Origin of the sequence: Enterobacter quasiroggenkampii (assembly GCF_043972695.1) — a bacterium.
GTDB classification, from domain to species: Bacteria; Pseudomonadota; Gammaproteobacteria; order Enterobacterales; family Enterobacteriaceae; genus Enterobacter; species Enterobacter quasiroggenkampii.
The window spans coordinates 1,584,519-1,609,320 of record NZ_CP143745.1; the positions used below are offsets into that span (position 1 = coordinate 1,584,519).

The 24,802-nt window shown below is 58.2% G+C and carries 18 protein-coding genes; 13 read left to right on the forward strand and 5 right to left on the reverse strand.

Going from position 1 to position 24,802, the window contains the following annotated elements; genetic code table 11:
• Positions 1-18: 18 nt before the first annotated feature.
• Positions 19-933: a recombination-associated protein RdgC gene (rdgC, locus tag V1572_RS07550; protein ID WP_023310540.1), complete on the reverse strand. Its 915-nt coding sequence runs from the start codon at positions 931-933 to the stop codon at positions 19-21.
• A gap of 123 nt (positions 934-1,056) precedes the next feature.
• On the opposite strand from rdgC, the gene mak reads away from it, so the two are divergent.
• Positions 1,057-1,962, forward strand: coding sequence for a fructokinase (mak, locus tag V1572_RS07555; protein ID WP_048225853.1), 906 nt, complete (start codon positions 1,057-1,059; stop codon positions 1,960-1,962).
• Between the two features lie 66 nt (positions 1,963-2,028).
• Here mak and sbcC read toward each other — a convergent pair whose 3' ends face one another.
• Both sbcC and sbcD read right to left on the reverse strand, forming a co-directional pair.
• Positions 2,029-5,160 (reverse strand): exonuclease subunit SbcC, encoded by a 3,132-nt coding sequence (gene sbcC / locus V1572_RS07560; protein WP_395299837.1) that lies wholly within the window; start codon positions 5,158-5,160, stop codon positions 2,029-2,031.
• Positions 5,157-6,362 carry an exonuclease subunit SbcD gene (gene sbcD, locus V1572_RS07565; RefSeq protein WP_047745440.1) on the reverse strand — a complete coding sequence of 402 codons (1,206 nt, stop codon included), beginning with the start codon at positions 6,360-6,362 and terminating at the stop codon, positions 5,157-5,159. Before sbcD ends, sbcC begins: the two co-directional genes overlap by 4 nt.
• A gap of 187 nt (positions 6,363-6,549) precedes the next feature.
• Here sbcD and phoB point away from each other — a divergent pair, with 187 nt between their 5' ends.
• The 7 genes from phoB to V1572_RS07600 all read left to right on the forward strand — a co-directional run bounded on the left by phoB (position 6,550) and on the right by V1572_RS07600 (position 17,809).
• On the forward strand, positions 6,550-7,239 hold the full coding sequence (gene phoB, locus V1572_RS07570; RefSeq protein WP_008503265.1) for a phosphate response regulator transcription factor PhoB: 690 nt from the start codon (positions 6,550-6,552) through the stop codon (positions 7,237-7,239).
• Between the two features lie 21 nt (positions 7,240-7,260).
• Positions 7,261-8,556: a phosphate regulon sensor histidine kinase PhoR gene (gene phoR / locus V1572_RS07575; RefSeq protein ID WP_063620941.1), complete on the forward strand. Its 1,296-nt coding sequence runs from the start codon at positions 7,261-7,263 to the stop codon at positions 8,554-8,556.
• 409 nt (positions 8,557-8,965) lie between these two features.
• Positions 8,966-10,285: a branched-chain amino acid transporter carrier protein BrnQ gene (brnQ, locus tag V1572_RS07580; RefSeq protein ID WP_045909798.1), complete on the forward strand. Its 1,320-nt coding sequence runs from the start codon at positions 8,966-8,968 to the stop codon at positions 10,283-10,285.
• An 80-nt stretch (positions 10,286-10,365) separates the two neighbouring features.
• Positions 10,366-11,739, forward strand: a complete 1,374-nt coding sequence (proY, locus tag V1572_RS07585; RefSeq protein ID WP_008503261.1) for a proline-specific permease ProY — start codon at positions 10,366-10,368, stop codon at positions 11,737-11,739.
• Between the two features lie 162 nt (positions 11,740-11,901).
• Positions 11,902-13,719: a maltodextrin glucosidase gene (gene malZ / locus V1572_RS07590; protein ID WP_395299838.1), complete on the forward strand. Its 1,818-nt coding sequence runs from the start codon at positions 11,902-11,904 to the stop codon at positions 13,717-13,719.
• Positions 13,720-13,805: 86 nt separating this feature from the next.
• Positions 13,806-16,427, forward strand: coding sequence for a DUF2339 domain-containing protein (locus V1572_RS07595; RefSeq protein WP_395299839.1), 2,622 nt, complete (start codon positions 13,806-13,808; stop codon positions 16,425-16,427).
• Positions 16,424-17,809, forward strand: a complete 1,386-nt coding sequence (locus V1572_RS07600) for a DUF3999 domain-containing protein (protein ID WP_063620947.1) — start codon at positions 16,424-16,426, stop codon at positions 17,807-17,809. The genes V1572_RS07595 and V1572_RS07600 overlap by 4 nt, the downstream gene beginning before the upstream one ends.
• 43 nt (positions 17,810-17,852) lie before the next feature.
• On the opposite strand, the gene V1572_RS07605 is transcribed toward V1572_RS07600, so the two are convergent.
• Positions 17,853-18,455 carry a peroxiredoxin gene (locus tag V1572_RS07605; RefSeq protein WP_008503347.1) on the reverse strand — a complete coding sequence of 201 codons (603 nt, stop codon included), beginning with the start codon at positions 18,453-18,455 and terminating at the stop codon, positions 17,853-17,855.
• 127 nt (positions 18,456-18,582) lie between these two features.
• Entirely contained in the window at positions 18,583-19,164 is a 582-nt protein-coding gene (gene acpH / locus V1572_RS07610) for an ACP phosphodiesterase (protein WP_334755535.1), read from the reverse strand.
• Between the two features lie 92 nt (positions 19,165-19,256).
• Between acpH and queA the strand changes: the two genes are divergently transcribed.
• Genes queA through secF form a run of 5 tightly spaced genes read left to right on the forward strand, consistent with a single transcriptional unit; the run spans position 19,257 to position 24,720 of the window.
• Entirely contained in the window at positions 19,257-20,327 is a 1,071-nt protein-coding gene (gene queA / locus V1572_RS07615) for a tRNA preQ1(34) S-adenosylmethionine ribosyltransferase-isomerase QueA (protein ID WP_008503345.1), read from the forward strand.
• Between the two features lie 53 nt (positions 20,328-20,380).
• On the forward strand, positions 20,381-21,508 hold the full coding sequence (tgt, locus tag V1572_RS07620; protein ID WP_003859110.1) for a tRNA guanosine(34) transglycosylase Tgt: 1,128 nt from the start codon (positions 20,381-20,383) through the stop codon (positions 21,506-21,508).
• Between the two features lie 22 nt (positions 21,509-21,530).
• Entirely contained in the window at positions 21,531-21,863 is a 333-nt protein-coding gene (yajC, locus tag V1572_RS07625; RefSeq protein WP_000007630.1) for a preprotein translocase subunit YajC, read from the forward strand.
• A gap of 27 nt (positions 21,864-21,890) precedes the next feature.
• Positions 21,891-23,738 (forward strand): protein translocase subunit SecD, encoded by a 1,848-nt coding sequence (gene secD, locus V1572_RS07630; protein WP_021241665.1) that lies wholly within the window; start codon positions 21,891-21,893, stop codon positions 23,736-23,738.
• A 10-nt stretch (positions 23,739-23,748) separates the two neighbouring features.
• Positions 23,749-24,720 (forward strand): protein translocase subunit SecF, encoded by a 972-nt coding sequence (secF, locus tag V1572_RS07635; RefSeq protein WP_048225871.1) that lies wholly within the window; start codon positions 23,749-23,751, stop codon positions 24,718-24,720.
• Positions 24,721-24,802: the final 82 nt, after the last annotated feature.

A 24,802-nucleotide genomic window follows, 5' to 3' on the forward strand; every position in this document is an offset into this window, starting at 1 on the left:
CGGCCTACGTTTTACCCGTTATCTCTGCGCTTCGCCGCCGAGACCTTCCACCAGATTCTGAATCAACGCGGCCAGCTCGCCGGTCATCAGGATGAAGTCCGCGTCAAAACGCTGGGCGTAATCTTCCCGGTCGATATCTTCGTTCTGATCGCGCAGCTCGTCGCAGAACTTCAGACGCTTCACGGAGCCGTCGTCGCACATCACGAACTGGATGCGCTGCTGCCAGTCGAGCGCCAGCTTGGTGACCACTTTACCCGCTTCAATGTGTACGGCGATCTCGTCGCTGACCAGATCCTGCTTCTTCGCGCGGATCACGCCGCCATCTTCCAGCAGGGCTTTCAGCTCGGCTTCATCAAGGATCTGGAAGCCCTGTGCCGCAGCACCGCTGCGTACCCATTCGGTCAGCGTTAACTCAATTGGCGTTTCCAGCGCCAGCGGAACGACCGGTAACGAGCCGATGCTCTTACGCAGCAGGGCCAGCGTATCTTCTGCTTTCTTGGCGCTGGCGCAGTCCACCATGATCAGCCCGTTAACGGTGTCGATCCACATCATGGTCTGGCTGAAGCGGCTGAAGGCGCGCGGCAGCAGAGAGTGCAGCACTTCGTCTTTCAGCGAATCTTTTTCGGTCTTTTTCAGCTTGCGGCCCTGCTCGGCTTCCAGCTTGAAAATTTTCGCCTCGAGCGCCTGCTTAACCACCGGCGTGGGCAGAATCTTCTCTTCTTTACGGGCGCAGACGATGATTTGACCCGTGCTGCTGGCGTGGGTCAATGCATCGCTTTGTGAACCCATTGGCGGAACCCAACCGGTTTTTGCCATATCCTGGCTACCGCAAGGGGAAAAGGTATAAGCGGCTAACTGTTTTTCCATCTCTTCTGCACGCAGCGAAACGTCGCGGCTGAGACGGTAAACCATCAAATTTTTGAACCACAGCATGATAATTTCCACGGCCTTGTCGTTAAATCAGCGGGCATGATAACGAATTGTCGCATCGCTTGCATTGCTAATCGGGATGCGTGCTTCTACTCTGTTGATAATCAAAATAATGAGGAGAGTCTTGTGCGTATTGGCATTGATTTGGGCGGCACCAAAACAGAAGTTATCGCACTGAGCGAGCAGGGGGAACAGCTGTTCCGCCACCGTCTGCCTACGCCGCGCGATGATTATCACCAGACGATCGAGACCATTGCCAGGCTGGTTGAGATGGCCGAGCAGGCCACAGGACAAACCGGCAGCGTCGGGATGGGGATCCCGGGGTCGATCTCGCCGTATACCGGCGTGGTTAAAAATGCGAACTCCACCTGGCTCAACGGTCAGCCGTTTGATAAAGATTTAAGCGCGCGCCTGAACCGGGAAGTGCGTCTGGCCAACGATGCCAACTGCCTCGCCGTCTCTGAGGCCATCGACGGCGCGGCGGCCGGTGCCCAGACCGTGTTTGCGGTGATCATCGGTACCGGCTGCGGCGCGGGCGTGGCGTTTGGCGGGCGTGCCCATATCGGCGGTAACGGCACGGCGGGTGAGTGGGGACACAACCCGCTGCCGTGGATGGATGAAGACGAACTCAAATACCGCACTGAAGTCCCGTGCTACTGCGGAAAACAGGGATGTATTGAGACGTTTATCTCCGGTACCGGTTTTGCGACCGACTACCATCGCCTGAGCGGCCAGCCGCTCAAGGGTAACGAGATCATGCGTCTGGTCGAAGCGCAGGACCCGGTGGCGGAGCTGGCGCTTAGCCGCTACGAAATGCGGCTGGCGAAATCGCTGGCCCACGTGGTGAATATTCTCGATCCTGACGTGATAGTGCTCGGCGGCGGCATGAGCAACGTCGATCGGCTGTACGCCACGGTGCCGAACCTGGTGAAGCAGTGGGTCTTCGGCGGCGAGTGTGAAACCCCGATCCGCAAAGCGCTGCACGGGGACTCCAGCGGCGTGCGCGGCGCGGCGTGGCTGTGGCCAGAATAAACGTTTATTCCCTCTCCCTGTGGGAGAGGGTCAGGGTGAGGGCATCAGACCGCACGCTCCCCCCATTCATTCCACCGCAAATACCTTATCCAGCTTGCTATACCCCAGCCCGTTAATCTTCTTCACTTTGATCTGCACCGGAATACGCTCTTTCATCGCCTCTACGTGGCTGATCACGCCGATGGTTTTCCCGGTGGTGTTCAGCGTGTCGAGCGCATCCAGCGCGGTATCCAGCGTCTCACTGTCGAGCGTGCCGAACCCTTCATCCAGGAACAGCGAATCGATCCGCGTTTTATGACTCACCAGATCGGAAAGCGCCAGCGCCAGCGCCAGGCTGACCAGGAAGCTCTCGCCGCCGGAGAGGGTGCGGGTATCGCGGACTGCATCCGCCTGCCACGTATCCACCACTTCCAGCTCCAGCGCGTCGCTGGCCTTACGCTGCAATAAATAACGCCCGTGCAGACGGTTAAGCTGCTGGTTAGCAAGCCAGACAAGATTGTCCAGCGTCAGCCCCTGGGCGAACTTACGGAACTTGTCGCCGGTGCTGGAGCCGATCAGCGCGTTCAGGTACCCCCAGTCATCCGCCTGGCGCGCGGCCTCTTCAATTTGCTGCATCAACGCCAGCTGGTGCTGCCGGTTATCGCTGTCCTGCTTAAGCTGCTGACGGATCTCGCCCTGATGCGTGGTGTTCTCGCGCAGCTGTTGCGCCAGCTGCTGCAGCTGGCTTTGCAGCGTGGGTACATCGGCGTCGAGCCCTTGCGGCCTCTGCGCCAGATGTGACTGTAGCTGTTGGTTCGCTTGCCCGCACAGCGCCGCGGCCTGCTGTATCTGGTTTTCCAGCGACTGTTTCAGCTGTTCAAGGTGGCGAATAGCATCGTCATCCAGCAGGGCGGCAAGAAACGCGTCCTGGTCGGTAAAGCAGCTCGCCGAGAGCGCCGCGGTGAACTGCGTCTGCGACTGCTGCAGGCGCTCTCGCTCCAGCGCTTCCTGCTGCTGTTGCGCGCTCAGCTGGCTTTGCAGCGACACGCATTCGTCGTGGATGGCGCGCCAGTTATCAGGAATAACCGGTTCGGCGTCTTCGCTGTTCGTTGCCGGAAGCGCGTCGAGCAGTGGCTTCAGGGCGTTTATACGTTCCTGAAGCACGCCGTGCTGCGTTTGTTTCTCCTGCCACTGCGCGAATTCAGCTTCACGGGCCTGAAGCCAGGCGGCTTCCTGACTCTCTTCAGGTGCGTTAAGTGAGAGCGCGAGCAGGGCATGCTCCAGCGCCTGCCGCGTGGCCGCCAGTTGCTGCTGATACTGCCGCTCCTGCGCTTCCTGTTCGCTCAGCTGGTTCTGCAGAGTCAGCCGCTGGCTGAGCTGATAAAGCTGGCGCTCGTAATGTTCCTGTTCGTTCAGCCATGGCGCAATATCGTCCTGAATATTCAAGGTAATGTTCAGAGACGTGCAGGCCGCCACCCACTCTTTAGTGAGCGCTTGCTCTTCCTGAGAAAGCGTCTGCGCGTCGTCTGTCTCGCGCTGGATCTGCTGAGTCAGGGCATTGACCTGTCCCAGCACCAGCAGGCCTTCCTCTCTAAGGGCGGCGACCTCTTTTTCCAGGGCATCACGGCGGCGCTGGTTATCCGTCAGCTCAAGCGACTGATATTGCTCAACGGCCGGATGTTCGCAGGAACCGCACAGCGGACAGGGTTTGCCTGCCTCAAGCTGGGAACGGTAATGCTCCAGCTTCTTAATCGTTGCTTCGGTTTCGCACAGGGCTTTTAGATCGAGATAATGCTGGTTTTTCTCTTTGTACTGCTGGCGGCGCAGCGTCAGCGTTTCATTAAGCTTACTTTGTTCAGCCTGCGCCTTCTGCACGCTTTCACTGCTCTGGCGCAGGCGCTTTTGCAGCGGCTGATAGCGGGCATGCAGCGACGTCAGCTGCTGGCGCAGCGTGCGTAACCGGGACTGCTGCTCCATGGCCGCGCTGACCTCATCCGCCGTCAGCGTCAGCGCATTTTCCGGCATCGCTGCCAGCCTGTTGCGTAATTCACCTATCCGCGCAGCAAGCGAGGCTAACTGCGTTTTATCGCGGTTAAGCTGCGAGAACTGGGCACGCCAGCCTGCAATCTCCTGGCCTAACAGACGATAGCGCTCGTGCTCCGCCAGCCACTGCGCCAGCGCCGACAGTTCGGCCTGTCGCTGCTCGTGGTCACGCAGGGCGGTATTGCGGATACGTGAACGCAGCGCGGTTCTGGCCTGTAAGCGAGTATTTACTTCGATAATTCGCTGCTGGGTTTGCGTCAGGCGCGCGGTTTGCTCCTGCTGATGATCCCAAAGCGGCCGAAGCTGGGCGGCGGGGAGAGCAAGCTGCAGTTTTGCCAGTTCAGGCGCAGCGTCCGTCAGCGCCTGTTGCGCCTGCTGCTGCATCGCGGTGACGCGCTGTTGCTCGCGCACGAGCTCATCATGGCGCGTAAGCCACTGAAAATCTTTCTGTTGGTTTTGCTGCTGTTCCAGCAGGGTTTTCTCTTCGTCAGTAAGTGCCTGCAAACTTTGCTGTAACTGCTGCTGTTGTTCTTCGCTCAACAGCACGACGCCCGCCGCCTGCGCCTCGCACTTTTCAAGCACGATGCGGGCGGCTTTGTGTTTCTCAAACACCATGGCGGAAATCTGACCGTAGATTTCGGTGCCGGTCAGCTCTTCCAGCAGCTCGGCGCGATCGCTCGGTTTGGCGTTGAGAAAGGCAGCAAACTGCCCCTGAGAAAGCAGCATGGAGCGGGTAAAGCGCCCGTAGTCCAGCCCGGTGAGCGCGGCGGTTTGCTCCAGCTTATCCGTCACTTTGTCGGCCAGGATTTTGCCATCTTCGCAGCGCGCCAGCTCCACGCGCGGCGCCTGCAGGTTCCCGTCCGGCTGGTTGCGCGCCCGGTTTTGGCTCCAGAAGGCGCGATAGGCGGTGCCTTTTACCTCGAACTCCACTTCCGCCAGACACTCGGCGGTGTCGCGCGTCATCAGGTCGTTTTGCGCCTGGGAGACCTTCTGCAGTCGCGGCGTTTCGTGATAAAGCGCCAGACAGATGGCGTCGAGCAGGGTGGTTTTACCTGCCCCGGTCGCGCCGGTGATGGCAAACAGCCCGTTGCTGGCAAACGGCTCAGCGGTAAAATCAATTTTCCACTCGCCCTTGAGGGAGTTAAGATTTTTCAGTCGCAGGCTCAAAATTTTCACGCGTTTTCTTCCTCATCATTGAGCGCATGCAGGGTATGGCTGAACAGTTCGCTGAGCCTTGCGCGCTTCGCCTCGTCGATTTCCTCCTGCGAGAGTCTGCGTTCAAACACCTCTTCGACCCCCAGTTCACTGAGCGTTTCGCGTTGAGCGCTTAACAGGATTTTCTCGCGCTGCTCGCGGCTGCGGCGCACCAGCAAGACCTCAACCGGCAAATCTTCGGTCAGCGCCTGGATTTTTCGCTGCATATCGTGCAGGTAGTCGTCGGTGGTGATTTCGATGTCCAGCCAGATGGGGGGATCTTGCTCGACGCCGCGCCACTGCTCCAGTTGTGCGGTGATGGCATTGAGATCGCCTTTCAGCACGGCCAGCGGTTGAGTAACGGGCACCTCCAGCGTGTCGACGGCGCTGAGTTTTCCGTCGGAGAAGGTCACCAGATGTACGGATTTGGCTTTGCCCGTTTCGTCAAAGCTGAGCGAAAGGGGCGAGCCGCAGTAGCGGATGTGCTCGCAGCCGCCGACGATCTGCGCCCGGTGAATGTGCCCGAGCGCAATGTAGTCGGCGGGCGGGAAGTGCTGCGCCGGAAAGGCATCCAGCGTGCCGATATAGATGTCACGCACGGCGTCACTTTTACTGGCCCCGACGGTGGTGAGGTGCCCGGTCGCAATCACCGGAATCGACTGGTCACCGCGCAGGGCACAGGCTTCGGCGTGCTGCTGGTGGTAATAGTCGGTGATGGCCTGCAACAAATGTTGCTGCTTTTCCGCGCCCGACAGCCCCGCCTGGCTTTGCACGATGTCGCGCGGACGTAAAAACGGTATCGGACACAGCACCGCCCCCGGCGACCCGTCGCGCTTTTTCAGGATCTGCGGGGCGTGCCCGGCGCTGGCGACGACGGTGGTATTGAGAAACGCCAGGATGTCGCGGGATTCATTCAGCGTTGCGACGGAATCATGGTTGCCGGCGACGATCACCAGATGACAGCCGGTTTGCTGCAGATTCACCACGAAGCGGTTATACAACTCGCGCGCATAGCTCGGCGGCGAGCCGGTATCAAAGATGTCTCCCGCCACAATAATCGCGTCCACCTCGTGCGTCCGGGCCGTTTCCAGCAGCCAGCCCAGGAACGCTTCATGTTCAGCCGCACGGCTTTTGCTGTAAAAATTTTGACCCAGATGCCAGTCCGAGGTGTGAAGTATGCGCATAGCTGATCCGTGGCAAAAAAGAGAAAGCAGGATTATAAACGTTCAGAGAAGGGAAAATAACCGCTGTAATAAAACAACGGTTTGCCCGTTAACGTGGTACTGTTTTTCATAAATCTGTCATAAATCTGACGCATAATGGCGCCGAATTACAAACTTGTAACGTAAATAAGATAAGACAGGGCAAAGTATGGCGAGACGTATTCTGGTCGTAGAAGATGAAGCTCCAATTCGTGAAATGGTGTGCTTCGTGCTCGAACAAAATGGCTTCCAGCCGGTTGAAGCAGAAGATTATGACAGTGCAGTGAACCAGCTGAATGAACCCTGGCCCGATCTGATTCTGCTGGACTGGATGCTGCCCGGCGGCTCCGGACTGCAGTTTATCAAACACCTGAAGCGTGAAGCGCTGACCCGCGATATACCGGTTGTGATGCTCACGGCGCGCGGAGAAGAAGAGGATCGTGTGCGCGGTCTGGAGACCGGCGCGGACGATTACATTACCAAACCGTTCTCCCCCAAAGAGCTGGTGGCCCGCATTAAAGCCGTAATGCGCCGTATTTCGCCGATGGCGGTGGAAGAGGTGATCGAAATGCAGGGGCTGAGCCTTGATCCGACGTCTCACCGCGTGATGACCGGTGAAAATCCCCTCGACATGGGGCCTACCGAATTTAAACTCCTGCACTTCTTTATGACCCACCCGGAACGCGTGTACAGCCGCGAGCAGTTGCTGAATAACGTCTGGGGAACTAACGTGTATGTCGAAGACCGGACGGTTGACGTACATATCCGCCGCCTGCGAAAAGCACTGGAACTGAGCGGCCACGATCGCATGGTGCAGACGGTCCGCGGCACGGGTTATCGTTTTTCTACCCGTTTCTGAACAATGACAGGAGTGTGACGCGTGCTGGAACGTCTGTCATGGAAAAGGCTCGTCTTTGAACTGATCTTATGCTGTATTCCGGCCTTCATTCTGGGGGCCTTTCTTGGACACCTGCCGTGGTTTCTGCTGGCGTCGGTCACCGGGCTGCTCATCTGGCATTTCTGGAACCTGCTGCGCCTCTCCTGGTGGCTGTGGGTTGACCGAAGCATGACGCCGCCGCCGGGAAGCGGCAGCTGGGAGCCGCTGCTGTACGGTCTGCATCAGATGCAGATGCGTAATAAAAAGCGCCGCCGCGAGCTGGGAAGCCTGATTAAGCGTTTTCGCAGCGGTGCAGAATCGCTGCCGGATGCCGTGATTCTGACGACCGAAGAAGGGACGATCTTCTGGTGTAACGGCCTGGCGCAGCAGCTGCTGGGCCTGCGCTGGCCGGATGACAATGGACAGAATATCCTCAACCTTCTGCGTTATCCCGAGTTCACGCTGTACCTGAAAAAGCGTGATTTCTCCCGTCCGCACAATCTCAAGCTCAATAATGGTCGCCATCTTGAGATCCGCGTGATGCCCTACAGCGATAAGCAGTGGCTGATGGTGGCGCGCGATGTCACCCAGATGCACCAGTTGGAAGGGGCGCGTCGTAACTTCTTCGCCAACGTCAGCCACGAACTGCGAACCCCGTTGACCGTGCTGCAGGGCTACCTGGAGATGATGCAGGAGCAAACGCTGGAAGGTGCGCCGCGTGAAAAAGCGCTGCACACCATGCGCGAGCAAACGCACCGGATGGAAGGCCTGGTTAAGCAGCTGCTGACGCTCTCGAAGATTGAAGCGGCGCCAACGCTCGCGCTGAATGACACCATTGATGTCCCGATGATGCTGCGGGTCGTGGAGCGTGAAGCGCAGACGTTAAGCCACAAAAAGCACCACCTGACCTTTGACGTCGACAACACGCTGAAGGTGCTGGGCAGCGAAGATGAGCTGCGCAGCGCCATTTCCAACCTGGTGTATAACGCGGTGAATCATACGCCGGAGGGGACGGATATCGTGGTGCGCTGGCACCATACCCCAACGGGGGCCGAGTTTAGCGTGGAGGACAACGGGCCGGGGATTGCGCCGGAGCATATTCCGCGTCTGACCGAGCGCTTCTACCGTGTGGATAAAGCGCGATCGCGGCAGACGGGCGGAAGCGGCCTCGGGCTGGCGATTGTGAAACACGCAGTCAACCACCATGAAAGCCGTCTCGATATTCAGAGTACCCTGGGCAAAGGAACCCGCTTCAGCTTCGTTATCCCGGAACGATTAATTGCCAAAAAGATCGCCTGACGGCGGGCGTGTCATTTTACCTTTCCACGGGTCAGCCATCGCTGGCCCGTTTGCTTTGCAGTCAAGCGAAACGCGGATGAATTTTATACGGCTGGCTGTTTTTTGTTCGCATGATTAGCCATGGGTTTTTCTTATAAACAGCGTATTGTGCTGGTGCGTATTTTCATGCTGGCATATTGTTCTGGTTTTACGATCCCACCTTGCCTTTAAACGTTATAAGCGTTTAAATTGCGCCCCAGATACTGTCAGACCGACTGTATTTGCGTGGTAAATCGAAAAACTATTCTTCTCCACGCCAGGACGGGAGCATTTCCCGCTGAAATTGAGCAAATTTTCGGCTGTATCGTCCCGTCAGGGATATCGAAAATCTCAATGTTTTCAACACCACATCCACAGGCAGTAAGGTTTTATGACCCATCACTTAAAATCGCGTGACATCATCGCGCTGGGCTTTATGACATTTGCGCTGTTCGTTGGCGCAGGCAACATCATTTTCCCTCCAATGGTTGGCTTACAGGCGGGTGAACACGTCTGGACCGCCGCGTTTGGTTTCCTGATTACTGCCGTGGGGCTGCCGGTGCTGACCGTCATCGCGCTGGCGAAAGTCGGCGGCGGTGTGGATAGCCTCAGCTCCCCGATCGGCAAAGTGGCAGGCGTTCTGCTGGCAACCGTCTGCTATCTGGCCGTGGGGCCGCTGTTTGCCACCCCGCGTACCGCGACCGTTTCCTTCGAAGTGGGGATTGCTCCCCTGACCGGTGACGGCGCGATGCCGCTGTTCATCTACAGCCTGATCTACTTCGCTATCGTGATTCTGGTTTCCCTCTATCCTGGCAAGCTGTTGGATACCGTGGGTAACTTCCTGGCTCCGCTGAAAATTGTGGCGCTGATTGTCCTGGCGGTAGCGGCCATCGTCTGGCCCGCCGGCCCGATTAGCGACGCGATGGACGCCTACAAAAACGCCGCGTTTTCTAACGGCTTCGTGAACGGCTACCTGACGATGGATACGCTGGGCGCGATGGTGTTTGGTATCGTTATCGTTAACGCCGCGCGTTCCCGCGGTGTGACCGAAGCGCGTCTGCTGACCCGCTATACCATCTGGGCCGGTCTGATGGCTGGCGTAGGGCTGACGCTGCTGTATCTGGCGCTGTTCCGTCTGGGCTCCGATAGCGCCATGCTGGTCGATCAGAACGCCAACGGTGCGGCTATCCTGCACGCCTACGTTCAGCACACCTTCGGTGGTGCGGGCAGTATGCTGCTGGCGGCGCTCATCTTCCTGGCCTGTCTGGTTACCGCGGTTGGCCTCACCTGCGCCTGTGCTGAGTTCTTTGCGCAGTATCTGCCGCTCTCTTACCGTACCCTGGTGTTTATCCTTGGTATCTTCTCCATGGCGGTGTCCAACCTCGGTCTGAGCCACCTGATTCAGGTCTCTATTCCGGTACTGACGGCGATTTATCCGCCGTGCATCGTGCTGGTGGTGCTGAGCTTCACCCGCCCGTGGTGGAACAACTCCTCACGAATTATTGCGCCAGCCATGTTTATCAGCCTGATTTTTGGTATCCTTGACGGGATTAAAGCATCAGCGTTCGCGGAAGTTCTGCCAGCCTGGACACAGCGTCTGCCGCTGTCCGAGCAGGGTCTGGCCTGGCTGATGCCTACCGTTGTTGCGCTGGTTCTGGCGATTATCTGGGACCGTGCCGCAGGGCGTCAGGTCGCATCGAACGCCCATTAATCAACGGCAACAAACTGTTTAACCACGGGGCTTAAGGCCCCGTGGTTTTTTGTTTTTTCGTGTTGAATGGCAAGATTTAAATGGAAAGCACTAACAAACTTAAACGTGGATTGAGCACACGCCACATCCGCTTTATGGCGCTGGGCTCGGCTATCGGCACCGGTCTTTTTTATGGCTCGGCAGATGCCATCAAAATGGCCGGTCCCAGCGTGCTGCTGGCGTACATCATCGGCGGCGTGGCGGCGTATATCATCATGCGCGCCCTCGGCGAAATGTCGGTTCACAACCCCTCCGCCAGCTCATTCTCCCGCTACGCGCAGGAAAACCTCGGCCCGCTGGCCGGGTTTATCACCGGCTGGACCTACTGCTTCGAAATCCTGATTGTGGCGATTGCCGACGTGACGGCGTTTGGCATCTACATGGGCGTCTGGTTCCCGGCGGTACCGCACTGGATTTGGGTGCTGAGCGTGGTGCTAATCATTTGCGCCGTCAACCTGATGAGCGTGAAGGTGTTTGGCGAGCTGGAGTTCTGGTTCTCCTTCTTCAAGGTCGCCACCATCATCATCATGATTGTGGCCGGTTTCGGGATTATCATCTGGGGGATTGGCAACGGCGGGCAGCCGACCGGGATCCACAACCTCTGGAGCAACGGTGGCTTCTTCAGCAACGGCTGGCTCGGGATGGTGATGTCGCTGCAGATGGTGATGTTTGCCTACGGCGGTATCGAGATTATCGGTATCACCGCCGGGGAAGCGAAAGACCCGGAGAAATCCATTCCGCGCGCGATCAACTCGGTGCCGATGCGTATTCTGGTGTTTTACGTGGGTACGCTGTTCGTGATCATGTCCATTTACCCGTGGAATCAGGTGGGTACCAACGGTAGCCCGTTTGTCCTGACCTTCCAGCATATGGGCATTGCATTTGCGGCCAGCATTCTCAACTTTGTGGTGCTGACCGCGTCGCTTTCGGCGATCAACAGCGACGTCTTTGGCGTGGGCCGTATGCTGCACGGCATGGCGGAGCAGGGCAGTGCGCCGAAGGTGTTCGCCAAAACCTCGCGCCGCGGCACGCCGTGGGTGACCGTCGTGGTGATGACCGTGGCGCTGCTGTTCTCGGTTTACCTGAACTACATCATGCCGGAGAACGTCTTCCTGGTGATTGCGTCCCTGGCGACCTTCGCAACGGTGTGGGTGTGGATCATGATTCTGCTGTCGCAGATTGCCTTCCGCCGTCGCCTGTCGCCGGATGAGGCGAAAGCGCTGAAGTTCAAAGTACCGGGCGGCGTTGCGACCACCGTCGTCGGGCTGATTTTCCTGGTGTTTATCATTGGCCTGATTGGCTACCATCCGGACACCCGCATTTCGCTCTACGTGGGCTGCGCGTGGATCGTGCTGCTGCTGGTGGGCTGGGTGTTTAAATGCCGCCGCGACCGTCAGCTGGCGGAAGCGCAGTAAGGTAAAAATGCCGGGTGGCGCTGCGCTTACCCGGCCTACACTCCCTTTTACCCCCCAAAAAACTCCTCCCCCGTCCTCCTCCCCCAATAAATCCCATCATGGTGAGCTATCCTTAACCACCCTGTGGCAAGGTGACGTCAATTTCATCAGAGGGGATTCGTGATGTTAAACGCCTGGCACCTTCCGGTTGCCCCATTTGTTAAGCAAAACAAAGACAACCTTGTGATTACGCTCTGGCTGGCGGGGGAAAACCAGCCCGATCGCGTGACGCTCCGCGCCGAAATCGATAACGAAGAGACCGGGTTGAAAATGCACAAGCTGCGCAGCCAGCCGCAGCCGGGGATCACCGCCTGGCGGGCGAATATCGACCTGAACAGCGGACAGCCGCGCCGCCGCTACAGCTTTAAGCTTTTGTGGAACAACCGTCAGCTGTGGTTTACCCCGCAGGGGTTTAGCCGTTTCCCGCCTGCACGGCTGGAGCAGTTTGCGGTCGATTATCCGGATAACGGCCCGCAGTGGGTTAACGATCAGGTCTTTTACCAGATTTTCCCGGACCGTTTTGCGCGCAGCGAAAAGCGCACTGCCGACCAGGATAAGGTCTACTACCACCATGCCGCGGGCCATGACATTATCCTAAAAGCGTGGGATGAGCCGCTGACCGCGCAGGCGGGCGGATCGACTTTCTACGGCGGCGATCTCGACGGCATCAGCGAAAAGCTGCCGTACCTGAAAAAACTGGGCGTGACGGCGCTGTATCTCAACCCGGTGTTTAAAGCCCCGAGCGTACATAAATACGATACCGAAGATTATCGCCACGTTGACGCGCAGTTTGGCGGTGACGAGGCGCTGCTGCGCCTGCGTAAGAACACCCAAAACGAAGGCATGCGCCTCATTCTGGACGGCGTGTTCAACCACAGCGGAGATTCGCATGCGTGGTTTGATCGGCATAACCAGTCGATGGGCGGGGCATGTCATAACCCGGATTCGCCGCAGCGCGACTGGTATAGCTTTAATAAGGAGGGGCGTGCGCTGGACTGGCTGGGCTACCCGAGCCTGCCGAAGCTGGATTTCCAGTCGCCAACGCTTGTGAACGAGATTTACGGCCGGGAAGACAGCATCGTGCGCCACTGGCTGAAGGCGCCGTGGAATATGGACGGCTGGCGTCTGGACGTAGTGCATATGCTCGGCGAAGCGGGCGGGGCGCGGAATAACCTTCAGCACGTCGCCGGGATTACGCGCTCGGCAAAAGCGGCCCAGCCGGAAGCGTTCGTCTTTGGCGAGCACTTTGGCGACGCGCGCCAGTGGCTGCAGAACGATGCGGAAGATGCGGCGATGAACTATCGCGGCTTTACCTTCCCGCTGTGGGGATTCCTCGCCAACACCGATATCTCCTACGATCCGAATCATATCGACGCTGAAACCTGCATGGCGTGGATGGAGAACTACCGCGCCGGTCTGTCGCATCAGCAGCAGCTGCGGATGTTTAACCAGCTCGATAGCCACGACACCGCGCGCTTTAAATCCCTGCTCGGCAAGGATGTCGCGCGTCTGCCGCTGGCGGTGACCTGGCTCTTCACCTGGCCGGGCGTACCGTGCATCTACTACGGAGACGAGGTGGGGCTGGACGGCAACAACGATCCGTTCTGTCGCAAAACCTTCCCGTGGGCGCCGGAGAAACAGGACAAGGTGCTGTTCAGCCTGTATCAGCGCCTGGCGAAGTTGCGTAAGCAGAGTCTCGCCCTGCGCTACGGCGGCTGTCAGGTGGTGTACGCCCACGATAACGTGGTGGTGTTTGCTCGCGTCTATAACCAGCAGCGCGTGCTGGTGGCGATCAACCGGGGCGAGGCCTGCGAAGTGGTGCTGGATGATTCACCGCTGCTGAAGGTGGCAGCGTGGAAGAGCAAAGAGGGCAAGGCGACGATACAGGACGGCGTGCTGGCGCTGCCTGCGGTATCCGCGACGATCTGGTTCGGCAGCTAATGCGCTAATGTTTCCACCTTTTAAGATGGCGCAAATGCAACGATTTGTGTCAATCTTAAAGGATCGTTTACGGTGAAGGTGGAAACATGGACGAGCTTTACATCCTTGGCTGTTTATTCCTGGTTTTTGCGCTGCTGGTTGCGCCTGTGCTTGCGGTTATCGGGTTTAATCGCAGTACGGCGGCGCAGCAGGAGATCGTCCGGCTGCGCCAGCGCATAGAGGCGCTTGAGCAGCGCGGCGTGCCTCAGAACGCGTCGGAACCGGTGCAGACCGCCGCGCCGGAGGCAATTACCGCGCCAGTGGTGGAGGACGCTCCCGCGCCTGTCGACCCCTGGCGACCCGATATTCCCGCAGCGGTGGCAGAACCCGCTTCTTCCCAGGCCCCGACCCCTGCGGCAAAACAGCCTTCAGCCTTTGGCGGCATCCTGACGTCGCTGGCGCGCTGGTTCATGCAGGGCAATCCACTGGCGAAGCTGGGCATTCTGCTGCTCTTCCTCGGCCTCTCTTTCCTGCTGCGCTATACCGTCGAACATTCCCTGTTCCCGCTTGAGCTGCGCCTCGTGGCAGCGGCGCTGTTTGCCGTTGTTCTGCTGGCGATTGGGTGGCGGCTGCGGCACAGGCAGCGGGTCTATGCGCTGATCCTCCAGGGCGGGGCGACCGGGGTGCTTTACCTGACGGTGTTTGGCGCCTTCCGGCTCTGGCAAATGCTGCCGATGACGCTGGCTTTTGCGCTGCTGGTGGTGATCTGCGCGGCGAGCGTCGGGCTGGCGGTGCTGCAGAAGGCGCTGAGCCTGGCCATGCTGGCGAGCCTCGGCGGCTATCTTGCGCCGCTCCTCTTGTCTACCGGGGGCGGCAGCTTTGTCGCGCTGTTCTCTTTCTACCTCCTGCTGTCCATCGGCATTCTTGCTATCAGCATCTGGCAGCACTGGCGCGAGCTGAACCTGCTCGGGCTGCTGTTCACGTTCGGCGTGGGCGGCCTGTGGGGGCTGAATGACTACCAGCCTGAAGACTATTGGATCTGCCAGCTGTTCCTGATTGCCAATACGCTGATTTTCGGCGTGCTGAGCGTGGCGCTGTCGCTGCGGGCGCAGGAAAAAGGGAAGCAGATCGTTGACGGTGTGCTGCTGTTTGCCCCGCCGCTGATCGGTTTTGGGATGCAGTACGGTATGACGCAGCACTGGGACTATGGTCCGGCGCTGAGCGCGCTGGGATACGGCGCATTTTATCTCACCCTCGCGTACCTCGCGCTGCGGCGCTATCCCTCCCTCGGACGGCCGCTTGTCATGGCAGCGCTGGCGATCGGCGGCGGGTTCGCTACTCTCGCCATTCCGCTGGCGCTGTCGGCGCGCTGGACGGCAATGGCCTGGGCGCTGGAGGGGCTGGGTATTCTCTGGCTGGGCGTGCAGCAGCACCAGCGGCGTATGAGCTATAGCGGGACGGCGCTGCTGGTGCTGGCCCTCGGCAGCGCGCTGTGGGCGCAAACGGACGGCGTTACGTCGCTGAGCCTGCTCCTTATCTTCGCCATCCTCAGCCTTTGTTGGCTGGCAGCGGCCTGGCTGTGGCGGACTCTTTTTCTGCCGGTCAGCTGGGCGCTGCTGGCAGGCGGGCTGCTGTTCTGGCTGGTAGCGCAGCTGGGTGCGTCGCAGCTTGTACTTACGAAAGAATTACCGATTCTGGCGGGCGTGCTGGCGCTGACGGCGGCGTCGGTCTGGGGCTGGCGGCAGGTGGCCGCTCGTCTGGCGTGGCGAGAGCTGGACGCCAGCAAATGGCTGCTGTGGCCGGCTATGCTGCTGATGGTGGGGTATCAGATCTGGCATCAGCAGATCGTTGCCGCCGGCTGGTCAAACCTGGCCTGGTGCGTTGCGCTTCCTGCCGCGCTGATGCTGTTGCGGCGCGATGGTGAAAGGGTTCTGCCGCGTATCGCGATGGGGCTACACCTGTCGCTGTGCTGGATGATTTTACTGGCGCTGGCCGCCGAGCTTTACTGGTTTGCCCGGTCTCTGCCGTGGGGCATGGCGGCCTGGGGCAGCGGATTAGCGATGACCGCAGGCGGCGGGGTGATTATGGCGCTCTCTGCTGCGGTACGGCGTCGCGCGTGGCCGTTCCGGGAATGGCCTGCGCTCTATGCGTGTCTGGCTCCGATCCCTGCCGTCGTGGCGCTGCTGGTATTGCTGGTGGTGACTAATTTCCAGGACGGCGTGGTCTATCGCCAGACCTGGCTCCCGCTGGTAAACCCGCTTGAGGAAGGCGCAGCGTTCGCGTTGCTGGGGCTGGTGGTCTTTTATCGGGCGGTGGACCGCTACTACCCGGCATTGCTTGCGCAAGCGCGTCCGTGGCCTGGCGTCGCGCTCATGGCGTTTGGCTTCTGGTGGCTGAACGGTGCGCTGATGCGCGCCCTGGCCTGGTACGGCGACGTAGCCTGGAATATGGCATCGTTGTGGGATTCGCGGCTTATCCAGACCAGCTTTGCCCTGTTCTGGATGCTGAGTGCGCTGGTGGTCATGATCCATGCTACCCGTCGGGCTTCCCGGCAGGAGTGGCTCTGCGGGGCCGCGCTGCTGGGTGTGGTGATGGTTAAACTGATGCTGGTGGACAGCGCGGGCGGAGGCGGTCTGTTGCGCGCGGTGGCGTTTATCGGCGTGGCGATATTGGTGCTGATCGTGGGCTATTTCTCGCCGCTACCGCCAAAAACAGGAGATGAAAAATGAAATGGATGAAAGCGGTAGCGTGTACCGCGCTGCTGGCGCTTTCCGGCCCGGCGTTCTGCGACGAAGTACCGGCGGAATCGCCACGGGACTACGCCTTTGGTCGTTCACTCGACACGTCCGTTCCTTCCCGGTGGTATCGAGTGATGCTGCCGCTTGCCGTCTATGAGCAGAGCACATCCGCGGATCTGCATGATGTTCGCGTCTTTAACCAGTCGGGCGAGCCGGTTCCCTTTAGCCTGATCGCCGCGACGCGCCCGCAGGCCACAGCGCAATCCACGGCGCTGCGCCTCTTTCCGCTGGACGCCTCGCCGCTCGCGGCTGCCTCAGACGCCGGTGACAGCGATAAGATCCGGCTCCGTTCCCGAAACGGCGTTGAGATTGTGCTGGAGGGGCAAAAAGCCGCCGCAGCCGGGCAACATTACCTGCTGAGCTTGCCGGAGCAGACGACGGGTGAGCTGGCCATATCCCAGCTGCAGCTGCTCTGGAATACCCCGCAGACGCCGTGGCAGGGAACGGCGTCGGTCTATTACAGCGAGGATCTTAAGCGCTGGTATACCCTTCGCGAAGATATGCCGCTGCTGGACGTCGCCAGCGGCCAGGATCGCCTTAAGCTCGATCGGATCGATACCGACACGGTTTTATCTCCCGAGGCGAATCGCTATCTCATGGTGGTGCTGAATACGCAGAGCCAGGGGGTAACGTTGACCGGCGTAAACGCAATCAGCGCACCTGCGCAGGCGGCCCCGGAAGAGATCAATCTTGAGGGGGAAGGGGAGCAGCTATCGACAACCGAAGCGCAGTGGCGCTGGACGCGTCCGCAGCCGCTGAGCGCTGTCAGCATCTCGCTGAACGGCGATGGCGTCCTTCCCGTGGAGATCGCGTGGCGGCGTACGGAAAAAGATACATGGCATCCCCTGAAAAAAGAGGTGATTTACCGCCTGGAGGGGAAAACATCCGGACCGGTTTCGCTTAACGGGGACCTGGTGCAGGCCGTGAAAATCACGACGCTGAATGCGCGTCTGCCAGAATACCTGCCGAGCGTCACGGGGCATCGCGACCGCTATGACCTGGTGTTCAACGCGCAGGGTAAAGCGCCGTACGTGCTCGCCTGGGGCAACGGCGCCGCAAAGCCTGCACAGGTGGAACCTGACATGCTGATCCCAGCCGATCTGCGCAAGACCTATGATATGGCGAACCTGCCGCAGGCCGATATTCTGGATGATGTCGCGTTGGGCGGTGAGGGGCGGCTAAACGCCACCTCTGCAGGCGAGCGGGCGAGCTGGATGAACGCCCTGCTGGTGTGGGGCGTGCTGATCGCGGGTGTAATCCTGCTGGCGGGCATGGCCTGGCGCATCTGGCGGGAAACGCAGCGCAAGGCATAAAAAAAGGCCCGCATAAGCGGGCCTTTCTCGTAAACCGTGCCGATTACAGGCTGGATACGTTTTCAGACAGGTATTTAGCTACGCCGTCTGGGGAAGCAGCCATACCTTCTTTACCTTTTTCCCACTGAGCCGGGCACACTTCGCCGTGCTCTTCGTGGAACTGCAGCGCGTCAACCATGCGCAGCATTTCGTCGATGTTACGACCCAGCGGCAGATCGTTCACAACCTGGTGACGAACGATGCCGTTTGCGTCGATCAGGAAGGAACCGCGCAGCGCAACGCCAGCGTCCGGATGTTCGATACCGTAAGCCTGCTGGATTTCGCGTTTGATGTCCGCAACCATTGCGTATTTCACCGCACCGATGCCGCCTTTGTCGACAGGGGTGTTACGCCATGCGTTGTGTACAAACTCAGAGTCGAAGGAGACGCCAACCACTTCCACGCCACGCTTCTGGAATTCTTCATAACGTTTGTCGAACGCGATCAGCTCAGACGGGCAAACGAAAGTGAAGTCCATTGGCCAGAAGAACAGAACGGTCGCTTTACCGTTGGTGTGCTGTTTGAAGTTGAAGTTTTCAACGATTTCACCGTTGCCCAGAACTGCTGCAGCTGTAAAATCCGGAGCCGGACGAGTTACCAGAACCATATGATTCTCCTGTAGATACTAAGGTTATTTGGAACGCAACGCGAGCCAGTATAGAGAGTGTTCATGGATAAGACAAAGAGGTGGTGACAATCGTTCCGCCAGCTTTTACCTATCAATACGAATTCTGTCAGAGCTGTTTGTTTTTCGCCTGCGCCATCATGCGCGGGTAAAACTGCCAGAAGCGGGTCTCCAGCGCATCGTAATGTTCATCCAGGTCATACCAGGAATCCCGCAGCGCATCCAGGCGCGGGCGACGGCTCGCCATCCCGTTCAGCACGTTCTGGATAAAGTCCATCTCGCGATAGCGCTCCAGCCAGCGTTCCGACCACAGATAGTTGTTCAGATTGACAAAGCGCGGCGGCGAGTCGGGCAAAATGATCGACACCTGCTGGTGGGCATAGCGCACAAATTCGGGCAGGGATAGCTCCGGCGAGAGCTGTGCCCAGTGGCGCGACAGGAAGTGATCCCACATCACGTCGAGCGTGATCGGCGCAACGCGGCGCGTTTCAGGGCGGAACCACGCTTTGGCTTCCGTCACTTCCGGCAGTTTATCCGTCAGCACGTCGATGCGGCGGTGCATAAAAATCCCGTCGACAACCTCAGGGGAGTAGTCTTCTGCGGGATTACCGCGTACGAAATCGGCCAGCAAATTGCCCGAGAGGGAGCTGTCAGCGAGGTGCGCGAGATGCAGGTGAGCGAGAAAATTCATGCGTTTTATTTGTCCGGGGGCGGCTAGTTGTTGCAGCAAAAGGGTGTGAGCACTAGACTATGCCGCCTGTTTTTAAGTCACGAGTATACGTCATGCGCGTCGCCGATTTCTCCTTTGAACTACCTGAATCCCTGATTGCTCACTATCCCATGCCTGAGCGCAGCAGCTGTCGCTTACTGTCACTGGATGGGCCAACGGGCGAGCTGACGCACGGTACTTTCACCGATTTGCTCGACAAGCTCAACCCTGGCGATCTGCTGGTCTTTAACAATACCCGCGTGATCCCGGCGCGCCTGTTCGGCCGTAAGGCCAGCGGCGGCAAGATTGAAGTGCTGGTCGAACGTATGCTTGATGATAAACGTATTCTGGCACATATTCGCGCCTCCAAAGCCCCGAAGCCGGGCGCTGAGCTGCTGCTGGGCGATGATGAGAGCATCAAGGCGACCATGACCGCGCGCCACGACGCGCTTTTCGAAGTGGAGTTTAACGACGAGCGCACGGTGCTTGATATCCTGAACGCCATCGGCCACATGCCGCTGCCGCCGTATATTGAGCGTCCGGACGAAGAGGCTGACCGCGAGCTGTATCAGACCGTCTACAGCCAGAAGCCTGGCGCGGTCGCGGCCCCAACGGCAGGTCTGCACTTTGATGAGCCGCTGCTGGAAAAACTGCGCGCGAAAGGCATTGAGATGGCGTTCGTGACGCTGCACGTCGGCGCGGGTACCTTCCAGCCGGTGCGCGTGGACAGCATTGAAGACCACATCATGCACTCTGAGTATGCTGAAGTGCCGCAGGATGTCGTGGACGCGGTGCTGGCGGCGAAAGCGCGCGGTAGCCGCGTCGTGGCGGTCGGTACGACGTCGGTGCGCTCGCTGGAGAGCGCCGCGCAGGCCGCGAAAAGCGAGTTGATTGAGCCGTTCTTTGGCGATACGCAGATCTTTATCTACCCGGGTTACCAGTACAAGGTGATTGACGCGCTGGTGACCAACTTCCATCTGCCTGAATCGACGCTGATTATGCTGGTCTCTGCGTTCGCGGGGTATCAGCATACGATGAATGCCTACAAGTCTGCGGTAGAACAAAAATATCGCTTTTTTAGCTACGGGGACGCGATGTTTATCACGTACAATCCGCAGGCTTTGAATGAGCGTGTCGGGGAATAAGTCCGCGGCACCGTTTTACAACGTTGGACTGTTTTTCTGACGTCGGAGAAAAAATGAAATTTGAACTCGATACCACCGACGGTCGCGCGCGCCGCGGTCGCCTGGTGTTTGATCGCGGCGTGGTGGAAACCCCCGCGTTTATGCCTGTGGGCACGTACGGCACCGTAAAAGGGATGACGCCGGAAGAAGTTGAAGCCACTGGCGCGCAGATTATCCTCGGCAATACCTTCCACCTGTGGCTGCGTCCGGGTCAGGAGATCATGAAGCTCCACGGCGACCTGCACGACTTCATGCAGTGGAAAGGCCCTATCCTGACCGACTCCGGCGGTTTCCAGGTCTTCAGCCTGGGGGATATCCGCAAGATCACCGAGCAGGGCGTTCACTTCCGTAACCCGATCAACGGCGATCCGATTTTCCTCGATCCCGAAAAATCAATGGAGATTCAGTACGATCTCGGCTCTGACATCGTGATGATCTTCGACGAATGCACGCCGTATCCGGCCGACTGGGACTACGCCAAGCGTTCCATGGAGATGTCTCTGCGCTGGGCGAAGCGTAGCCGTGACCGTTTTGACTCCCTGCAGAACAAAAATGCGCTGTTCGGCATTATCCAGGGCAGCGTTTACGAAGATTTACGCGATATCTCTGTTAAAGGTCTGGTAGAGATAGGTTTTGATGGCTACGCTGTCGGCGGTTTGGCTGTGGGTGAGCCGAAGGAAGACATGCACCGCATTCTGGAGCACGTCTGCCCGCAAATCCCGGCGGATAAACCACGATACCTGATGGGCGTGGGCAAACCGGAAGATCTGGTTGAAGGCGTACGCCGCGGCATTGATATGTTCGACTGCGTCATGCCAACCCGCAACGCGCGTAACGGCCATCTGTTCGTTACCGATGGCGTGGTGAAAATCCGTAACGCGAAGCATAAGAGTGACACCAGCCCGCTCGATTCCGAGTGCGATTGCTATACCTGTCGCAATTATTCTCGCGCGTACCTGCATCATCTCGATCGTTGCAACGAGATTTTGGGCGCGCGTCTCAATACCATTCATAATCTTCGTTATTATCAGCGCTTAATGGCTGGTTTACGTAAGGCTATCGAAGAGGGTAAATTAGAGAGCTTCGTGACCGATTTCTACCAACGTCAGGGGCGGGATGTTCCACCGTTGAACGTTGATTAATTTTAATAATGAGGGAATTTGAATGAGCTTTTTTATTTCTGATGCGGTAGCAGCAACAGGCGCTCCAGCGCAGGGCAGCCCAATGTCTCTGATTCTGATGCTGGTTGTGTTCGGTCTGATCTTCTATTTCATGATCCTGCGCCCACAGCAGAAGCGCACCAAAGAGCACAAAAAGCTGATGGACTCCATCGCGAAAGGCGATGAAGTGCTGACCAACGGTGGTCTGGTCGGTCGCGTAACCAAAGTGGCTGAAAGTGGCTACATTGCAATCGCCCTGAACGACACCACTGAAGTGGTCATCAAACGTGACTTCGTAGCTGCCGTTCTGCCGAAAGGCACCATGAAGGCGCTGTAATCCCAACTTTTCCCAAAGGGAACTGCCGTGTTAAACCGTTATCCTTTGTGGAAGTACATCATGCTGGTCGTCGTGATTCTCGTCGGCCTGCTGTACGCGCTTCCCAACCTGTATGGTGAGGATCCGGCTGTTCAAATCACTGGCGCGCGCGGTGTCGCCGCCAGTGAGCAAACGCTGATCCAGGTCCAGAAAACGTTACAAGAAGAAAAAATTACCGCTAAGTCTGTGGCACTGGAAGAGGGCGCAATTCTTGCTCGCTTCGACACCACCGACACGCAGCTCCGCGCACGTGAAGCGCTGATGGGCGTGCTGGGTGATAAATACGTCGTGGCGCTTAACCTTGCCCCTGCAACCCCGCGTTGGCTGGCTGCGATGAATGCAGAGCCAATGAAACTCGGTCTTGACCTGCGTGGTGGCGTTCACTTCCTGATGGAAGTGGATATGGATACCGCGCTCGGCAAGCTGCAGGAACAGAATATCGACAGCCTGCGCAGCGATCTGCGTGATAAAGGCATCGCTTACACCACCGTGCGTAAAGAAGATAACTACGGCATGAGCATCACGTTCCGCGACAGCGCGGCGCGCGATCAGGCTGTAGATTACCTGACCCAACGTCACCGTGACCTGGTGATCTCCTCGCAGGGCAGCAACCAGCTGCGCGCGGTGATGACCGATGCGCGCCTGAAAGAAGCGCGTGAATATGCCGTTCAGCAGAACATCAACATTCTGCGTAACCGTGTAAACCAACTGGGCGTGGCCGAGCCGCTGGTACAGCGTCAGGGGGCTGACCGTATCGTGGTTGAACTGCCGGGTATCCAGGACACCGCGCGTGCGAAAGAGATTCTCGGTGCGACCGCAACGCTGGAATTCCGTCTGGTGAATACCAACGTTGACCAGTCTGCTGCCGCTTCTGGCCGTATTCCGGGTGACTCCGAAGTGAAACAGACCCGCGAAGGTCAGCCGGTTGTGCTGTACAAACGCGTGATTCTGACCGGTGACCACATCACCGACTCCACGTCGAGCCAGGATGAATACAACCAGCCGCAGGTTAACATCTCGCTGGATAGCGCGGGTGGTAACATCATGTCTAACTTCACCAAGGACAACATCGGTAAACCGATGGCGACCCTGTTCGTGGAGTACAAAGACAGCGGTAAGAAAGATGCAAACGGCCGTGCTGTGCTGGTGAAAGAGGAAGAGGTGATTAACATCGCCAATATCCAGTCTCGTCTGGGTAACAGCTTCCGTATTACCGGTATTAACAACCCGAACGAAGCGCGTCAGCTCTCCCTGCTGCTGCGTGCCGGTGCGCTGATAGCGCCAATTCAGATTGTTGAAGAACGTACCATTGGTCCAACTCTGGGTATGCAAAACATCCAGCAGGGCCTGGAAGCGTGTCTGGCCGGTCTGGTGGTCTCTATCCTGTTCATGATCTTCTTCTATAAGAAGTTTGGTCTGATTGCGACCTCCGCGCTGATCGCGAACCTGGTGCTGATTATCGGCATCATGTCCCTGCTGCCGGGAGCGACGCTGACCATGCCGGGGATTGCGGGTATCGTTCTGACCCTTGCGGTGGCGGTCGACGCCAACGTACTGATTAACGAACGTATCAAAGAAGAGTTGAGCAACGGTCGCTCTGTTCAGCAGGCGATTGATGAAGGTTATAAAGGCGCGTTCAGCTCTATCTTCGATGCGAACGTAACAACACTGATTAAGGTTCTTATCCTGTATGCAGTGGGTACTGGCGCGATCAAAGGCTTTGCGATTACAACCGGTATCGGTGTCGCAACGTCAATGTTTACCGCTATTGTCGGCACCCGTGCCATCGTGAACCTGCTGTACGGCGGCAAGCGCGTCAAAAAGCTGTCTATCTGAGGAGTGCGTTGTGGCACAGGAATATACTGTTGAACAATTGAACCACGGCCGTAAAGTCTGGGACTTTATGCGCTGGGACTACTGGGCCTTCGGCATTTCAGGTTTCCTGCTGATTCTGTCCATCATCATTATGGGCGTGAAAGGCTTTAACTGGGGTCTCGATTTCACCGGTGGTACGGTCATCGAGATCTCCCTGGAAAAACCGGTCGATATGGACCAGATGCGCGAATCGCTGCAGAAAGCGGGCTTTGAAGAGCCGCTGCTGCAGAACTTCGGCAGCAGCCGCGACATCATGGTACGTATGCCGCCGGTGCACGATGCCAACGGCAGCCAGGAGCTGGGCAGTAAGGTTGTTAGCGTGATTAACGAAACAACCAGCCAGAACGCAGCGGTTAAGCGTATTGAGTTCGTCGGCCCAAGCGTGGGTGCTGACCTGGCGCAGACCGGCGCGATGGCGCTGCTGGTGGCGCTGATTTCCATCCTGGTGTACGTCGGTTTCCGCTTTGAGTGGCGACTGGCGGCCGGTGTGGTTATCGCCCTGGCGCACGACGTGGTGATCACCATGGGCATACTGTCTCTGTTCCACATTGAGATTGACCTGACGATTGTGGCATCCCTGATGTCCGTTATCGGTTACTCACTGAACGACAGTATCGTGGTATCTGACCGTATTCGTGAAAACTTCCGTAAGATCCGTCGCGGTACGCCGTACGAAATCTTTAACGTGTCGTTGACCCAGACGCTGCACCGTACCTTGATCACCTCCGGTACTACCCTGATGGTGATCCTGATGCTGTTCCTCTTCGGTGGTCCGGTACTGGAAGGCTTCTCGCTGACCATGTTGATTGGTGTCACCATCGGTACGGCATCGTCTATCTACGTCGCGTCCGCCCTGGCACTGAAACTCGGCATGAAGCGCGAGCACCTGCTCCAGCAGAAAGTCGAGAAAGAAGGGGCGGATCAGCCGTCCATTCTGCCGTAAGGCGACGTTTAGCGCGTTATCGAAATCCCGGTCGGTTGACCGGGATTTTTTTTATCTCCTCCTGACAAACACTCCTGACAGT

Coding starts and splice junctions, on each gene's coding strand:
- rdgC (WP_023310540.1), bottom strand. CDS start 933: ATGCTGTGGTTCAAAAATTTGATGGTTTACCGTCTCAGCCGCGACGTT.
- sbcD (WP_047745440.1), bottom strand. CDS start 6,362: ATGCGCATACTTCACACCTCGGACTGGCATCTGGGTCAAAATTTTTAC.
- phoB (WP_008503265.1), top strand. CDS start 6,550: ATGGCGAGACGTATTCTGGTCGTAGAAGATGAAGCTCCAATTCGTGAA.
- brnQ (WP_045909798.1), top strand. CDS start 8,966: ATGACCCATCACTTAAAATCGCGTGACATCATCGCGCTGGGCTTTATG.
- proY (WP_008503261.1), top strand. CDS start 10,366: ATGGAAAGCACTAACAAACTTAAACGTGGATTGAGCACACGCCACATC.
- malZ (WP_395299838.1), top strand. CDS start 11,902: ATGTTAAACGCCTGGCACCTTCCGGTTGCCCCATTTGTTAAGCAAAAC.
- V1572_RS07595 (WP_395299839.1), top strand. CDS start 13,806: ATGGACGAGCTTTACATCCTTGGCTGTTTATTCCTGGTTTTTGCGCTG.
- V1572_RS07600 (WP_063620947.1), top strand. CDS start 16,424: ATGAAATGGATGAAAGCGGTAGCGTGTACCGCGCTGCTGGCGCTTTCC.
- V1572_RS07605 (WP_008503347.1), bottom strand. CDS start 18,455: ATGGTTCTGGTAACTCGTCCGGCTCCGGATTTTACAGCTGCAGCAGTT.
- acpH (WP_334755535.1), bottom strand. CDS start 19,164: ATGAATTTTCTCGCTCACCTGCATCTCGCGCACCTCGCTGACAGCTCC.
- queA (WP_008503345.1), top strand. CDS start 19,257: ATGCGCGTCGCCGATTTCTCCTTTGAACTACCTGAATCCCTGATTGCT.
- tgt (WP_003859110.1), top strand. CDS start 20,381: ATGAAATTTGAACTCGATACCACCGACGGTCGCGCGCGCCGCGGTCGC.
- yajC (WP_000007630.1), top strand. CDS start 21,531: ATGAGCTTTTTTATTTCTGATGCGGTAGCAGCAACAGGCGCTCCAGCG.